Origin of the sequence: Lysobacter sp. 1R34A, assembly GCF_051217035.1 — a bacterium.
Classification (GTDB): domain Bacteria; phylum Pseudomonadota; class Gammaproteobacteria; order Xanthomonadales; family Xanthomonadaceae; genus Lysobacter.
Window position 1 is genome coordinate 1 of the sequence record NZ_JBPKJP010000098.1, and the last position, 14,511, is coordinate 14,511.

Annotated in this window: 15 protein-coding genes; 8 read left to right on the top strand and 7 right to left on the bottom strand. The window is 70.5% G+C overall.

Going from position 1 to position 14,511, the window contains the following annotated elements:
• The 6 genes from ACSAMQ_RS17070 to ACSAMQ_RS17095 form a co-directional block, all read left to right on the top strand.
• A partial coding sequence (locus tag ACSAMQ_RS17070) for a hypothetical protein (protein WP_435396805.1) occupies nucleotides 1–751 on the top strand: 751 nt, incomplete at its 5' end.
• Between the two features lie 74 nt (nucleotides 752–825).
• Nucleotides 826–1,683 (top strand): MurR/RpiR family transcriptional regulator, encoded by an 858-nt coding sequence (locus ACSAMQ_RS17075; protein ID WP_435396806.1) that lies wholly within the window; start codon nucleotides 826–828, stop codon nucleotides 1,681–1,683.
• Nucleotides 1,680–3,158: an N-acyl-D-amino-acid deacylase family protein gene (locus ACSAMQ_RS17080; RefSeq protein ID WP_435396807.1), complete on the top strand. Its 1,479-nt coding sequence runs from the start codon at nucleotides 1,680–1,682 to the stop codon at nucleotides 3,156–3,158. Before ACSAMQ_RS17075 ends, ACSAMQ_RS17080 begins: the two co-directional genes overlap by 4 nt.
• On the top strand, nucleotides 3,148–4,098 hold the full coding sequence (locus ACSAMQ_RS17085; protein WP_435396808.1) for a 2-dehydro-3-deoxygalactonokinase: 951 nt from the start codon (nucleotides 3,148–3,150) through the stop codon (nucleotides 4,096–4,098). Before ACSAMQ_RS17080 ends, ACSAMQ_RS17085 begins: the two co-directional genes overlap by 11 nt.
• Nucleotides 4,095–4,775, top strand: coding sequence for a 2-dehydro-3-deoxy-6-phosphogalactonate aldolase (locus tag ACSAMQ_RS17090; protein WP_435396809.1), 681 nt, complete (start codon nucleotides 4,095–4,097; stop codon nucleotides 4,773–4,775). The genes ACSAMQ_RS17085 and ACSAMQ_RS17090 overlap by 4 nt, the downstream gene beginning before the upstream one ends.
• 36 nt (nucleotides 4,776–4,811) lie before the next feature.
• Nucleotides 4,812–6,692, top strand: a complete 1,881-nt coding sequence (locus ACSAMQ_RS17095; protein ID WP_435396810.1) for a glycoside hydrolase family 35 protein — start codon at nucleotides 4,812–4,814, stop codon at nucleotides 6,690–6,692.
• 69 nt (nucleotides 6,693–6,761) lie between these two features.
• Here the strand turns inward: ACSAMQ_RS17095 and ACSAMQ_RS17100 are convergent, their stop codons facing one another.
• The 4 genes from ACSAMQ_RS17100 to ACSAMQ_RS17115 are packed head-to-tail and all read right to left on the bottom strand — an operon-like array spanning nucleotide 6,762 to nucleotide 8,763.
• The gene (locus ACSAMQ_RS17100) at nucleotides 6,762–7,736 is read right to left on the bottom strand and encodes an ADP-ribosylglycohydrolase family protein (RefSeq protein ID WP_435396811.1); all 975 of its coding nucleotides are present in this window, start codon (nucleotides 7,734–7,736) and stop codon (nucleotides 6,762–6,764) included.
• Entirely contained in the window at nucleotides 7,733–8,113 is a 381-nt protein-coding gene (locus ACSAMQ_RS17105; RefSeq protein WP_435396812.1) for a cupin domain-containing protein, read from the bottom strand. Before ACSAMQ_RS17105 ends, ACSAMQ_RS17100 begins: the two co-directional genes overlap by 4 nt.
• Before the next feature lie 54 nt (nucleotides 8,114–8,167).
• Nucleotides 8,168–8,374, bottom strand: coding sequence for a twin transmembrane helix small protein (locus ACSAMQ_RS17110; RefSeq protein ID WP_435396813.1), 207 nt, complete (start codon nucleotides 8,372–8,374; stop codon nucleotides 8,168–8,170).
• Nucleotides 8,371–8,763: a hypothetical protein gene (locus tag ACSAMQ_RS17115; RefSeq protein WP_435396814.1), complete on the bottom strand. Its 393-nt coding sequence runs from the start codon at nucleotides 8,761–8,763 to the stop codon at nucleotides 8,371–8,373. The genes ACSAMQ_RS17110 and ACSAMQ_RS17115 overlap by 4 nt, the downstream gene beginning before the upstream one ends.
• 190 nt (nucleotides 8,764–8,953) lie before the next feature.
• Here ACSAMQ_RS17115 and ACSAMQ_RS17120 point away from each other — a divergent pair, with 190 nt between their 5' ends.
• The gene (locus ACSAMQ_RS17120) at nucleotides 8,954–10,378 is read left to right on the top strand and encodes a PLP-dependent aminotransferase family protein (RefSeq protein ID WP_435396815.1); all 1,425 of its coding nucleotides are present in this window, start codon (nucleotides 8,954–8,956) and stop codon (nucleotides 10,376–10,378) included.
• Here ACSAMQ_RS17120 and ACSAMQ_RS17125 read toward each other — a convergent pair.
• Together ACSAMQ_RS17125 and ACSAMQ_RS17130 are read right to left on the bottom strand one after the other, a co-directional pair.
• Nucleotides 10,290–10,754 (bottom strand): MmcQ/YjbR family DNA-binding protein, encoded by a 465-nt coding sequence (locus tag ACSAMQ_RS17125; RefSeq protein WP_435396816.1) that lies wholly within the window; start codon nucleotides 10,752–10,754, stop codon nucleotides 10,290–10,292. The two genes, ACSAMQ_RS17120 and ACSAMQ_RS17125, sit on opposite strands and share 89 nt — an antisense overlap.
• Before the next feature lie 70 nt (nucleotides 10,755–10,824).
• Nucleotides 10,825–11,232: a GFA family protein gene (locus ACSAMQ_RS17130; protein ID WP_435396817.1), complete on the bottom strand. Its 408-nt coding sequence runs from the start codon at nucleotides 11,230–11,232 to the stop codon at nucleotides 10,825–10,827.
• A 101-nt stretch (nucleotides 11,233–11,333) separates the two neighbouring features.
• Between ACSAMQ_RS17130 and ACSAMQ_RS17135 the strand changes: the two genes are divergently transcribed.
• Nucleotides 11,334–12,278 carry a helix-turn-helix transcriptional regulator gene (locus ACSAMQ_RS17135; protein WP_435396818.1) on the top strand — a complete coding sequence of 315 codons (945 nt, stop codon included), beginning with the start codon at nucleotides 11,334–11,336 and terminating at the stop codon, nucleotides 12,276–12,278.
• A gap of 130 nt (nucleotides 12,279–12,408) precedes the next feature.
• Here the strand turns inward: ACSAMQ_RS17135 and ACSAMQ_RS17140 are convergent.
• Nucleotides 12,409–14,511: S8 family serine peptidase (locus ACSAMQ_RS17140; protein ID WP_435396819.1), on the bottom strand; the 2,103-nt coding region annotated here is incomplete at its 5' end.

Here is a 14,511-nt window from a genome sequence, read left to right on the forward strand (position 1 = left end):
CCGCACCGGCGTGCGCGGCCTCGACGCCGCGCTCGCGCTCGCGCACGAAGTCGCCGCGAGCCCGGGGCTGCGCCTGGCCGGCATCGAAGGCTACGAGGGCCTGTGGGCCGGCGCCGATCGCGATGCCGACCTGGCGCGCGTGCGCGGCCTGCTCGCCGAACTGGTCGAACTGACCCGCCGCTGCGACCGCGAAGGATTGTTCGGTGGCGAGGAGATCCTGATCAGCGCCGGCGGCTCGGCTTATTTCGACTTCGTCGCCGACGCCTTCGCCATGGTCGGCGACACCTCGCTTCCGCTGCGGCGGGTGCTGCGCTCGGGCTGCTATCTCACCTCCGACCACGGCTTTTATCACGGCCTGCAGCAGGAGATGCGCACCCGCCACGACGCCAGCTTCCGCCACGGCCTGCAGCCGGCGCTGGAAGTGTGGGCGGCGGTGCAGTCGCGTCCGGAGCCGGGGTTGGCGCTGCTGACTCTCGGCAAGCGCGATGCGTCCTACGACATCGACCTGCCCAGGCCGCTGTGCTGGCATCGCCCCGGCGAACCGGCGCCGTGGCCGATGCGCGATGCGCGCATCGCCAAGATGAACGACCAGCACGCGTACCTGGAGCTGCCGCACGATCATCCGCTGCAGGTCGGCGACCTGGTCGCGACCGGCATCTCCCACCCCTGCACCACCTTCGACAAATGGCAGTTGCTGTTGACGGTCGACGACGGCTACCGCGTCACCGGCGCGATCAACACTTTCTTCTGACCGCGCCGGCGCGAACGGACTGCGTTCGCCGCGCCGACCACGCAACCGACCTTCATCCGAGGAACGAAGCCATCGTGTCCGAGAACCTCATTCCCAAGATCCGTGCCGCGCTCGACCGCTTGCGTCCCGCCGAGCGCAAGGTCGGCGAGACCGTGCTGGCGGACCTGGACTTCGCGATCCACGCCAGCATCGGCGCGCTGGCGATCCGCGCCAACGTGTCCGAGCCCAGCGTGACCCGCTTCTGCCGCGCGATCGGCTGCGAAGGCCTGCGCCAGTTCAAGGTCCAGCTCGCCCACAGCCTTGCCGTCGGCGTGCCGTACCAGGCCGTCACCATCGACAAGGACGACGATGCCGCGACCCTGGTGCACAAGGTCTGCGACAGTATCTCGGCGGCCTTGCACGATGTGCGCGAACGCACCGACCCGGCCGCGCTCGATGCCGCCGCGGCGCTGATCGCCGGCGCGCGCCGGGTGTGCTGCATCGGCGTCGGTTCGGGCTCGGGCGTGGTCGCGCAGGACGCTTTCCTGCGTTTCCTGCGCCTGGACATCGCCGCCTCCGCGCACAGCGACGGCCATCTGCAGCGGCTGGCTTCGGGCATGCTCGACGCCAGCGACGTGCTGTTCGCGATTTCCCTGTCCGGCCGCAGCCCCGAGGTCAACGACAGCGTGCGCATCGCCAAGCAGCGCGGCGCGCGCATCATCGCCCTGACCCAGGCCGGCACGCCGCTGGGCTGGGACGCCGACGTGCCGCTGCTGTTGCCGCCGTCGAGCGCGGCGACACCGTACTCGCCCGGCGTGTCGCGGCTGATGCAGCTGGCGGTGATCGACATGCTCGCGATCGCGGTCGCGCTGCGCCAGGACCCGGGCGTGCTGGAGAAGGCGCGCCGGGCCAAGGCCGAAGTGGAGCGCGCACAGGCCCCGGGGCGCTCGTGAGCGCGATCCCCGCAGCCGCGACGGTCGCCCACGACCTGGTCATCGCCGACGCCTGGGTGCTCGACGGCAGCGGCGGCCCCGGCTATCGCGCCGATGTCGCCGTCGACGGCGAGCGCATCGCCGCGATCGGCGCGCCCGGCCGCCTGCACGGCCGCCAACGCGAAGACGGTAACGGGCTGGCCCTGGCGCCGGGCTTCATCGACGTGCACACCCACGACGATCGCGCCGTGCTCGACGACCCGGGCGTGTTCAACAAGCTCAGCCAGGGCGTGACCACGGTGATCACCGGCAACTGCGGGATCAGTCTGGCGCCGTGGCGCGCCGACCGCGCGCCGCCGGCGCCGCTGTCGCTGATCGGCCGCCAGGCCGACTTCCGTTTCGAACGCTTCGGCGAGTATCTCGATGCGGTCGACGCGGCGCGCCCGGCGGTCAACGTCGCCGCGCTGGTCGGCCATTCGACCCTGCGCATCGCCGAGGTGGCCGACCTCGAGCGCGCCGCCGATGCGGCCGAGCTCGAGCGCATGCGCGCGCGCCTGCGCGAGGCGATGCAGTCCGGCGCGTTCGGTTTTTCCAGCGGCCTGTTCTACCTGCCCAGCCGGGCCGCGCCGAACAGCGAAGTGATCGAGCTGGTGCGCGAAAGCGGCGCGCACGGCGGCCTCTACACCTCGCATGTGCGCGACGAATACGACGGCGTGCTCGTAGCGATCGACGAGGCGATCGACGCCGGCGAGGCCGCGCGCACCCCGGTGGTGCTGTCGCATCACAAATGCGCCGGCCCGGCCAACTGGGGCCGCACCGTCGAGACCCTGGCGCGCATCGACGAACGCCGGCGCCGGCACTGGGTCGGCCTCGACGCCTATCCCTACACCGCCGGTTCGACCGTGCTCGATCCGGACTACGTCGACGGCGCGATCCGGATCCTGGTGAGCTGGTCGACGCCGCACCCCGAACAGGCCGGCCGCGACCTCGCCGACATCGCCGCCGAATGGCGGGTCGAGCAGAAGGAAGCCGCGCGCCGCCTGCACCCGGCCGGCGCGGTCTATTTCCAGATGCGCGAGGACGACGTGCGCCGGGTGCTCAGCCACGAACGCACCATGATCGGTTCGGACGGCCTGCCGCACGACGCGCATCCGCATCCGCGCCTGTGGGGCGCGTTCCCGCGCGTGCTCGGCCACTACTGCCGCGACGAAGGCCTGTTCCATCTGCCCGAGGCGATCCGGCGCATGACCGCGCTGTCGGCCGATACGTTCGGCCTGAAACGGCGCGGCCGGATCGCGCCGGGGCTCGCCGCCGACCTGGTCCTGTTCGACCCCGCCACCATCGCCGATCGCGCCACCTTCGCCGACCCCAGGCAAGCCGCCGCGGGCATCCGCGCGGTCTGGGTCGGCGGCGCCTGCGCCTTGCGCGATGGCCACGCCACCGGCGAACGGCGCGGCCGCGTCCTGCGCCGCGAGGAGGAACGCCATGCTCGATGAGCCGCTGCATCGCCATACCGCCCACACCGGCACCGCGATCGCCCTGATCGGAGTCGATTGGGGTTCCACCCACCTGCGAGTGCACGCCTTCGATGCGCTCGGCGGCATCGTCGCCACCCGCCAGAGTGCGCGCGGCATGGCCTCGCTGCATTCGCCCGAAGCCTTCGCCGCCGCGCTCGACGACCTGCTCAGCGTCGACCTCGACGACGGCGATGCGCCGATCCTGCTCGCCGGCATGGTCGGCGCACGCAGCGGCTGGCAGGAAGCGCCGTACGCGCCGTTGCCCGCCCACGCCGAGGCCCTGGCCGCAGCGTTGCAGCCGCTGAAGTTCAGGCAGCGCCGCGCCGCGATCGTGCCGGGCGTCAGCGGCGCCAGCGACGGTTTCGACGACGTCATGCGCGGCGAGGAGACCCAGGCGCTCGGCGTGCCGCCCGGCACCCGCCGCGTCGCCGCGCCGGGCACCCACAGCAAATGGCTGACCCTAGACGGCGGCGGCGTGGTCGGCGGCGGCGTGGTCGGCTTCTCGACCTATCCGACCGGCGAGCTGTATTCGCTGCTGCTCCATCACAGCCTGCTCGGGCGCGGCCTGCCGGCCGAGGCCTGGTCGGAACGCGGCTTCGTCAAGGGCCTCGATACCGCCCGCGAACGCCCGGACTGGCTGCACCAGTTGTTCGGCGTGCGCGCGCGCAACGTCCGCGACGCGGCGCCGGTCGAGGAACTGCCGGCGTTCCTGTCAGGCCTGTTGATCGGCTACGAATGCCTGGCCGCGAACCGCGAGCCCGGCGGCGACGGCGAAGTCGCGGTGATCGGCGGCGCCAAGCTCGCCGCCACCTATGCCCTGGCGCTGCGCCGCTACGGCGTCCCCCACTACATCATCGAAGGCGACACCGCGTTCTGCCGCGGCTTGTGGCGCATCGCAAAGGCGGCCCGATTCGTATGACCCTCGCCCCGTCCTCCGCGCCGCCGCCGACTACGCTGCCGGCCTGGCTGGTCCAGTCGCCGTTCGTCGCGATCCTGCGCGGCATCACCCCGGAGGAAGCCTTGCCGGTCGGCGAGGCGCTGTGGGGCGCGGGTTGGCGGATCATCGAGGTGCCGCTGAACTCGCCCGACGCGTTCGAAAGCATCGCCCGCCTGCAGCGGCGTTTCGGCGACACGATCCTGCTCGGCGCCGGCACCGTCCGCCGCGCCGACGAAGTCGACACCCTGACCCGGATCGGCGCGCGCCTGATGGTCTGCCCGCACACCGACCCGGCCCTGATCGGCTACGCCAAGGCCTGCGGCCTGCTCAGCCTGCCCGGCGCGGCCACTCCGAGCGAATGCCTGGCCGCGCTCGACGCCGGCGCCGACGGACTGAAGCTGTTTCCGGCCGATGCGCTCGGCCCGGCGATGCTGGGCGCGTTGCGCGCGGTGCTGCCGGCCGGCACCGCGGTGCTGCCGGTCGGCGGCATCCACACCGACCTGCTCGCGACCTGGCGCAAGGCCGGCGCGGCCGGTTTCGGCATCGGCGGCACCTTGTACAAGCCCGGCGCCACCGCCGCACAGGTCGCCTCCACCGCGCAGGCCTTCAACGAAGCCTGGCTCGACTCGCTGCCGCCGCTGTACGCCGCGCGTTCGTAAGCCGTGCCCGCTTCCTTTAAACGACCGAGTCCGATCATGATCCAACGCGCACGTCGTCACCGCATCGCCGCCGCCCTGCTCGGGCTGGGCCTCGCCTTCGCCTCGCCGGGCAGTTTCGCCGCGCCGCGTTTCGCCATCGAGGGCGAGCGTTTCCTGCTCGACGGCAAGCCGCACCTGATCCGTTCCGGCGAAATGCACTACCCGCGCATACCGCGCGAGTTCTGGCGCGAACGCCTGCGGCAGGCGCGCGCGATGGGCCTCAACACGGTCACTACCTACGTGTTCTGGAACCTGCACGAACCCGAGCCGGGCCGCTTCGATTTCAGCGGCAACCTCGACCTCGCCGCCTTCATCCGCACCGCGAAGGAAGAAGGCCTCGACGTGATCGTGCGCCCGGGGCCGTATATCTGCACCGAACTGGAATTCGGCGGCTTCCCGGCCTGGCTGCTGCGCACGCCGGGCCTGCGCGTGCGCAGCATGGACCCGCGCTTCCTGAGCGCGGTCGAACGCTACCTGCGCCGCACCCACCAGGAACTGGCGCCGCTGCTGAGCACGCGCGGCGGGCCGATCCTGATGATGCAGGTCGAAAACGAATACGGTTCCTACGGCCGCGACCGCGACTATATGGAAACGATCAAGCGGCAGATGATCGCCGCCGGTTTCGACCTGCCCTTGTTCACCTCCGACGGCGCCGGCCCGCATTACTTCGAAGGCGGGCCGCTGCCCGGCGTCACCGCGGTGATCAACTTCGACGGCGACGTCGCCGACGCCAAAGCCTCGTTCGAACACCTCGAGGCGTTCCGCCCGAACGGACCGCGCATGGTCGGCGAATACTGGGCCGGCTGGTTCGACCACTGGGGCGAGCAGCACCACACCACGCCGCCCGAGCGAGCGGCGAGCACGGTCGATTGGTTCCTCGACCAGGGCATCTCGTTCAACCTGTACATGTTCCATGGCGGCACCAGCTTCGGCTGGATGGCAGGCGCGAACTACAGCCGCGACATGCCGTATCAACCCGACACCACCAGCTACGACTACGACGCGCCGGTCGACGAGGCCGGCCGGATCACGCCGAAGTACCGCGCTCTGCGCGAGGTGATCGGACGCCATCTCGATGCTGGCGAGCGCCTGCCGCCGATCGTCGAGCCGGCCACGCCGACCATCGCGATCGCGCCGTTCCAGTTGCGCGAATCGGCGAGCCTGCTCGATGCCTTGCCGGCGTTGAGCCGTCCGGTGCGCGCGCAGCTGCCGCGGACGATGGAGGCGCTGGACCAGAACTACGGTTTCGTGCTCTATCGCAACACCGTGCCGCAGGGCGCGAGCGGCAGGTTGGTCGTCGACGAAGTGCGCGACTACGCGGTGGTGCTGGCCGACGGCAAGCCGCTCGGCGCCTTGGACCGGCGCTTCGGCGAACGCGAATTGGCGACCGCTTTGAAGCCGGGCGAGCGGCTCGACCTGCTGGTCGAGAACATGGGCCGGATCAATTTCGGCACGCGCCTGGACGAAGAGCGCAAAGGCATTACCCGTTCGGTGACGGTCGGCAAGCGAGAGCTGTACGGCTGGACCATGCACCCGTTGCCGTTGAACGACCTCAGCGGCCTGCGCTATTCCAGCAAGACCGCGCCGGCCGGTCCGGCGTTCTGGCGCGGCGGTTTCGAACTCGACCGCGTCGCCAACACCTTCCTCGACACCCGCGGCTGGGGCAAGGGCCACGTCTGGATCAACGGTCATCACCTCGGCCGCTACTGGAAGATCGGCCCGCAGCAGACCCTGTTCGTGCCGGCCCCTTGGTTGCGTAAAGGCCGCAACGAAGTGGTCGTGCTCGACGTCGAAGGCGGCAGCGCCCGCAGCCTGCAGGGCCTGACCGATCCGGTCTACGAAACCGCGCCGGATGCGTTGAAGCCGCGGGGGAGGTAGGGCTCGCGGAAGCTCGGCGACGTCCGGCGAGCGAAAAGCGAATCCCCTGCGCTGTCGGCAAAGGCAGGGCTAGGGAGAATTCGCTCCTGCTCGCCCTTCCATCGCTTCCGCGACCTCCACCGCATCGCTCTCCGACAACGCCAGCAAGGCCTCCGCCATCGCCGCGATTTCTTCTCGCATCGTCAGGCGCTCCAGCCAACGCAACGGGATCGCGCCGACACCGTAGTAGGCGCCGGCCAACTGCCCGCAGATCGCCGCGGTGGTGTCGGCGTCGTCGCCGAGGTTGGCCGCGCGCAGCACCGCGCTCTCGTAGTCGTCGCTGTGCAGGAAACACCACAGCGCGGCTTCCAGCGACTCGACGCTGTAGCCGGAACCGACGATCGCGTCCTCGCGCTTGCCGGCGTAGTCCCGGGCATGGATCGCAGCGACCTTCGGGCTCGCCGGCGACGGCATCGCCGGGGTCAGCACCGCCTCCTTGCCGGCGCCCATGAGCGCGGCGCGCAACTGCATCGCGAACAGGCGCGAACAGTCCAGCGCCTCGTCGGCACCGTGGGTGGTGCGGGTGGATTCGGCCGCGTAGTGCCGGGTCGCGTGGGCATGCCGGCGCCACAGCATCGGCACCGGCGCCAGCCGCATCAGCGCGCCGTTGCCGGCCGCGCGCGGGCCGGTGTCGCCGGCGAAGGCATCGTGGCCGGTCATGAAGCGGGTCAACGCCGCACTCACGGTCATGCCGATGTCGAAGCACTCGCCGTTGCTGCTCATGTAGCCGACTTCGCGCCAGTTGCAGTAGCGGCTCATCTGGTCGCGCGCATCGAAACCGCGCCGGTGGATCAGGCTCGCGGCCAGGCACAGGGCCATCGACGTGTCGTCCGTCCACTGCCCGGCGCGCAGGCCGAACGGCCCGCCGCCGACCATGTCGGTCAGCGGCGCGAAGCTGCCGCGCGCGCTGAACTCGACGGTGGTGCCGACCGCATCGCCGCAGGCCAGGCCCAGCAGACAGCCCAGGTAGCGCTCGCGCAAGCCGATCGCGGAGGCCGCGCTCATGCGGCCTCCGGATCGATGTCTTCGTAGTTCGCCGGGTCGAAACGCGGCGTGCAGATCGCCAGGAACAGCAGGTCGCCGTCGCCGAGGTTGGCGATGCGTTGCGGCGCGCCCGGCGGTATTACCACCACGTCGCCCGGGCCGACGAGGCTCGGCGGCAGGTCGCCGACTTCGACGCGGCCCTGTCCTTCGAGCACGACGTAGCGCTCGCTGGTGCCGCGCAGGCGGTGCAGGCGGGTGGCGACGCCGGGCTCGACGCGGGCGCGTGCGATCGAGGCCTGCGGGTCGTCGCTGGAATTCCACCACTCGACGATGTGGCAGCGTTCTTCGAAGTAGTACTCGGCGGTGTCGGCGTTGCGGACGATGCGGGGCTGGGTCATTGCGCGGGCTTCGGCGGCGTGATGCCGCCAGCTTAGCCCGCGCGGGCAGCGGGCTTAAGCGCCGACGCCGTGCGGTTCGACCACACCGGTGGCGATGCCGGCCACGACCAGACCGATCAGCACGATCGAGAAGACGATGCGGCGCGTGAGGGCGTTGACCGTGCGCTTGCTGGTGCCCTGGTCGACCAGCATGTAGTACAGGCCGGCGCCGAGGTTGTAGAGGATCACCCCGAGGAAGGCGGCGACGAACAGGATCTTCATGATTCGACCTTGCCCGCGAGCGGGCGGGTGGTGTTTCGGTGGGGGTCCGCTTGAGCGGCCGGCTCAGCGGTGGAGGTCGCGCGGCGAGCGCGCAACCAGCGCCAACGCACGACGATGGCCAGGGTCATGACCAGCAGGAACAGGCCATAGGCGACGGAGCTGGCGAGCACCTGCTTCCAGATCGCACCGGCGTTGGGGTCGGCGTTGTGCATGCTCCAGTGCATGCCCCAGCCGGCCAGCAGGGTCGCCAGGATCAGGCTGGCGCTGTCGAAGGCGGTGCGGGCGCCGCCGCGCGGCTGGCGCGGGTAGGCCCAGAACAGCCAGGCCAGGATCGAAAACCAGGGCACGAACAGGATCAGGGCCAGGTTGAGTTCGACTTGCGGGTTCATGGCGGCGGGGTCCGGAGAGGGGCTCTTGTTACGGGAGCCATTCTGCCGAGACCGGATCAGAAGACGTAGAATCAGATTTCGGATAAAAATACATATCAGTTGCGGCGACCCGGAACCGTCGCGGGCCACGGAAGAAGGGATAGAGCACGCCCCTCCGCTTCGAGAACGAAGCCGCCACACGGACCCCCGCATGAAGCGCTACCAGGCCCTCGCCGACGACATCGCCCGCTCGATCCGCCAGGGGCTGTTGTCGCCGGGGCAGCGCTTGCCGTCGGTGCGCCAGGCCAGCGCGGCGCGGCAGCTCAGTCCGTCCACCGTGTTCCAGGCCTATTACCTGCTCGAAGCGCAGGGGCTGGTGGAGTCGCGGGCGCGTTCGGGCTATTACGTCAGCGAGCAGGCGCGGGCCTTGCCGCCGGAACCCGACGCGGCCTCGCAGCCGGACGGCGAGTCGCGGCCGGTCGATGTCAGCGAGTTGGTGTTCGAGGTGCTGGAGTCGGCGATGGCGCACGACATCGTGCCGCTGGGCTCGGCCTTCATGAGCCCGGCGCTGTTCCCGCTCGCCAAGCTGGGGCGGGCGATGGCGCACGAGGCGGTGCACCTGGACCCGCGCAGCACGGTCGACGACCTGACCCCGGGCAATGCCGAACTGCGTCGCCACATCGCCTTGCGCTATCGCATCGGCGGGGTCGAGCTCGGAGCCAACGATCTGGTCGTGTGCAACGGCGCGATCGAAGCCCTGAACCTGTGCATCGCCGCGGTGACCCGGCCCGGCGACGCGGTGCTGGTCGAGTCGCCGTGCTTCTACGCCGCCCTGCAGGTGCTCGAGCGCCATGGGCTGCACGCGATCGAAGTACCGACCCATCCGCGCGAAGGCATCGAGCTCGGCGCGCTGGCGAGCGCGATCGAACGCCACGCGCCGAAGGCCTGCTGGCTGATGACCAATTTCCAGAACCCGCTCGGCAGCACCCTGCCGGACGAAAAAAAGCGCGAGTTGGTCGAACTGCTGGCGCGCCACGAACTGCCCCTGATCGAGGACGACGTCTACGGCGAGCTGCACTTCGGCAGCCATCGGCCGGCGCCGGCCAAGGCCTACGACCGGCGCGGGCTGGTGCTGCACTGTTCGTCGTTCTCCAAGACCCTCGCGCCGGGCTACCGTATCGGCTGGGCCGCGGCCGGCCGTTATACCCAGCGGGTGGCGCGGCTCAAGCTGACCAACACCCTGGCGACCTGCGTGCCGGCGCAACTGGCGATCGCGCGTTATCTGCAGCGCGGCAGCTACGAGCGCCATCTGCGGCGGCTGCGCACGACCCTCGCCGCGCAGCAGAGCGCTTACCTGGCCGCGGTCGCCGAACATTTCCCGCAGGGCACGCGGGTGACCCGCCCCGACGGCGGCTATTTCCTCTGGATCGAACTACCCGAGGACCGCGATGCCCTGGCCGTGCAGCGCGAAGCGGCGCGCCGCGGCATCAGCATCGCGCCGGGGCCGATCTTCTCGGCGCATCGCGGCCACGGCCACTGCCTGCGGCTCAACTACGGCCATCCGCTCGATGCCCGCGTCGCGGCAGCGTTACGAGTCTTGGGCGAGCTTTCGTCGGCGCGATCGGCGCCAGCCTGAGCCGCTGCGCCTCGTCGGCGCCGGCCAGGGCTTCGGCCTGGCGCTTGCGGCTGAGCCCGCCGAGCGCCTTGCGGTACGACCAGTCGACCAGCTCGCGCAGGTAGTCGTCGGGCAGGCGGCGCACATCGACGATGGTGACCCAGTGGTAGCGGCCCATGAAGCGCGCCGGCTTGGCCCCGGGCATGTCGGTCAGTTCGACGAAACGATCGGGCGTGACCTTGAGGCTGAAGCGCCAGCGTTCGGGCTCGCTGGTCTTGAAGTAAGCGAAGAATTTCTTGCCGACGCTGTAGACCAGGATATTCGACGGCGCCGGGTGCAAGACCTCGTCCGCGCCCGGGTAGGCGCGGCACCATCGCTTGAGTCGTTCGGTATCCATCGCGTCGGCCTGGCTGCGGTCGGGCCGTGCATCCTCGCACAGCCGCGCCGCAGCGCTCGCCGCCCCCGGTTCAAAGGTGGCGCGTCACCGCGGGCACTTCGAACCAGTTGTTGTGGCGGCCGTCGAAATAGACCACCGGCAGCTCGGCGAGCTCGGCGTGTTCGATGTTGTCGATGCAGGCCACGTTGACCGAGTAGTAGTCGCCGCCGATCTCCTCGACATAGCCCTTGCCGAACACGTGCACGCCGCAGTGCTTGCAGAACTGGTGGTGGGCGACGAAGCCGCCGAACTGGTAATTGCTGATCGCGTCCTCCCCGGCCAGCAGGCGGAAGGCGCTCGGCCGGATCACCGCGCCCCACTTGCGCAACTTGGCGCAGATCGAACAATTGCAGCGCCCGCTGCCTTCGGCCAGGTCGACATCGGCTTCGCAACGCACGGCGCCGCAGTGGCAGCTCAACTGGTAGGTCTGGACGGTCATGAGGGCATTCCTGGTGGACGGAGCGGGCGTACCGCGGGACAGGCTCAGGATACGACGAATAGCGGACAGGATATGTCCTAAATAGTCGCTAGACTGAGACCATGCTCAAGACCTCGACCCGATTGTTGCGCCTGCTGTCGTTGCTGCAGCAACGGCGCCACTGGACCGGCGCGGAACTGTGCGACCGCCTCGAAGTGGAGGCGCGCACGGTCCGCCGCGACGTCGAACGCCTGCGCGAGCTGGGGTACCCGATCCAGGCCTCGGTCGGCGTCGGCGGCGGCTACCAGTTGTCCGCCGGCACCTCGCTGCCGCCGCTGCTGCTCGACGACGACGAGGCGGTCGCGGTCGCGGTGGCCCTGCGCAGCGCCACCGGCAGCGTCTCGCGCATGGAGGACACCGCGCTCGGCCTGCTCGGCAAGCTCGACCAGTTGATGCCGGCGCGCCTGCGCCGGCGGATCAGCGCGCTGTATTCGGTGACCGTGTCGCTGCGCCACGACGCCGCCACGCCCGACGTGGACACCCTGACCGAACTGGCCGGCGCCTGCCGCGACCGCCTGCTGATCGAACTCGAATATCAGGATCGCGGCGGCCGCCCCAGCAAGCGCACGATCGAACCGCTGCGGTTGGTCAGCAGTGGGCGGCGTTGGTATCTGCTGGCCTGGGACCGCAGCCGCGACGACTGGCGCCTGTTCCGCGCCGACCGTATCGGCAGTGCACGCTGCGGCGCCGGCTTTCCCCCGCGCGAGTTTCCCGAAGACGTCGCCGGCTACGTCCAGCGCAGCCTCAGCCAGGGCATGCAGGGCGAGGTCGTGCACGCCCGCCTGCGCGGCTCGGCCGAGGCCTTGGCGCCGACCCTGCCGCCGTGGTGCGGCGTGCTCGAACACATCGACGAGCACAGCAGTCTGTTGCACGTGCGCGCGGAGACCTCGGAAGAACTGCTGGCGTTGCTGGCGCTGACCGGGGTCGAATTCGAGCTGGTCGACGCCGGCGAACGCCTGCCGCAGTTGCGCGCGGTGGCCGAGCGCCTGCTGCGCGCGCTGGGCTGAGGCGCGACGCATGACGCAAGAGGCCCGCCGTGCGGCGGGCCTCGGACAATCGCCTGGATACGGCCCGCGTCGCGCGAAGCGACGCGGGCCGATGCCGCTTGCCGCACGGCCGCTCTAACGCATGGCCGCCTTATTGCGCGACCGCATTCGAGCACGCCGTGTCGTTTTCGCCGTGCAACACGTCGTAGCTCTTCTGGCCCGCCGGCAACGGGCTGGCCTGCGCCGGCAACAGGCCGCGGTAGGCCGGGTCGTACAGCGCCGACAGGAAGCAGGCCTGCGACTGCGCGTGGAACTTCAACCGGCCGGTGCCGTAGCTGCTGTCGAAGCCGGCGACGCCGAGGTCGTTGCCGCCGGTGCCGGCCACATAGGTCAGCGAGTCCTGCACCGAGCCGGCCAGGGCCACGTTGCGCTGGCGCAGCGCCAGGGCGTGGTCGGCACGCTGCTGCGCCGTCGGGTTGGCCGGCAACACCGGCACCGTCGCATTGGTCAGCTGGCGCTGATGCTGCAGGCCCAGCAAGGCCAGTGCGGCCACGTGCGGCGTCGCCGAGGAGGTACCGTTGAACTCGTTGTCGCCGTAGGACACCGTATCGACGTTGGCGAAATTCGCCAGGTCGGGCTTGGCGTTGCCCGCCGCCTGTCCGTTCGGGCGCGCGCCGCCGGCGGCCAGCACCGGGCCGCGCGAGCTGTAGCCCTCCAGGTTCGAGGTCGCCGCGTCCAGCGCCGCCACCGTGATCACGCTGGCCGAGTCGGCGGGGTGGATCAGCGAACGCTCGGCCTGCGCGTATTGCGGCTTGTAGTAGCCGCCGGTCATCAGGCGCAGGAAGTTGTTCGCCGCGGCGGTCTTGCGGACGATGCGCAGCGCGAACTTGCCGCCGCCGGCGAAGCGGTTGGCGTTGAATACGCCGTCGCACTCGACGGTGCGGGTGGCGGCGGACGGAACGAAGGACACGTACTCCAGCGGCGTCTGGCCGGCGCCGCCGTTCTGGAGGTCGTCGGACTGCGTCGCCACGACCCAGCCGGCCGGAACGATCACGCGCCCGTGGCGGCGGACCGCATCGGCCCAGCGCACCAGTTCCAGCCGATAGTCGGCATCGGTGACGTTGTCGGCGTTGGCCCAATCGTTCCAGCCCAGAGTCGCGCTGACTTCGAAATCGCCCTGGTCCTGCGCGCTGAAGGCACCGACCGGAATGCAGCCGCCGTAGTCGGCGCCCAGGCTCAGGCGATTGACGGTATCGACGCCGGCCGCGCTGAGGTCGAAATCCTGCCGCACGTTGGCGACCGCGCCGGCGGTGCTGGCGCCGTCCCAATGCACCTGCGCTTCGTTGCCGGCGGCGTTGAGCACCAGCACGCCGTTGCGCGTGGCGGCCTCGATGGCGTCGTACAGGCCCTTGAGCGGGCTGCCGGTGCCGGTGCCGTCGCCGGGCCCATACAGATCGAAGCCCAGCGATGCGGTGATGACCTGCGAACGCGGTTCGCCCTGGGCGACGTTCTGGGCGCTGAGGTTTGCCGCGTCCTGGACCGCGCTGACCCAGTCGGCCGCGCCGGAGCTGTCGTAGACGCGGAACGAGGCCGCGGGCGCGATGTCGTAGACGATCTCGGTGACCGCATTGCCGTGCGCCGCGCCGCGGTGGCCGAACGCCTGGCCCGGCAATGCGCGCAGGGTGATCTTGTTGGGCTGCGCGGCGGTGTTCCTCGGCCATTCGCCGGCCGCCTGCAGCGCCGCCACCTCGCCGTCGAGGTTGCCGAAATGGTCGATGACGGCGATGTTCAGGCCTTCGCCGCGCAAGTCCCGGCGCAGATTCTCGGCGATTCCGGCGTATTGGCCGAGCGTGCGCAGGTGATCGAGATTGCTGGCGGTGGCGCCGTCGCTGAACACGGCCGTCTGCGACATCTTCATCAGCGACACCTGGGCCACCGATTGCAGGCCGGCGACCCATTCCAGCTTCGCCAACGGCACCAGCGCCTCGAGCACCGGCGAGCCGTTGACCGCGGTGGCCTGCATGCCGGCGGCGAGCAGGGTCTCGCGCAGGGACGAGGTGGCGCGGTCGAGCAGGCTCGGGTTCTGCACCTCCTCGAAGCTCAGCGCCAGACCGAGAGTGACCTTGACCTTTTCGCCGTCGCGCAGGCGCAGCGGGATGCCGGCGCGGTCGAGCGCGGCGATCTGCGCGGCGGCACTGACGGCCGGCTTCGCGGCGCCCGCAGCGCTGCCCGCGCTACCGGCCGGGCCGGACGC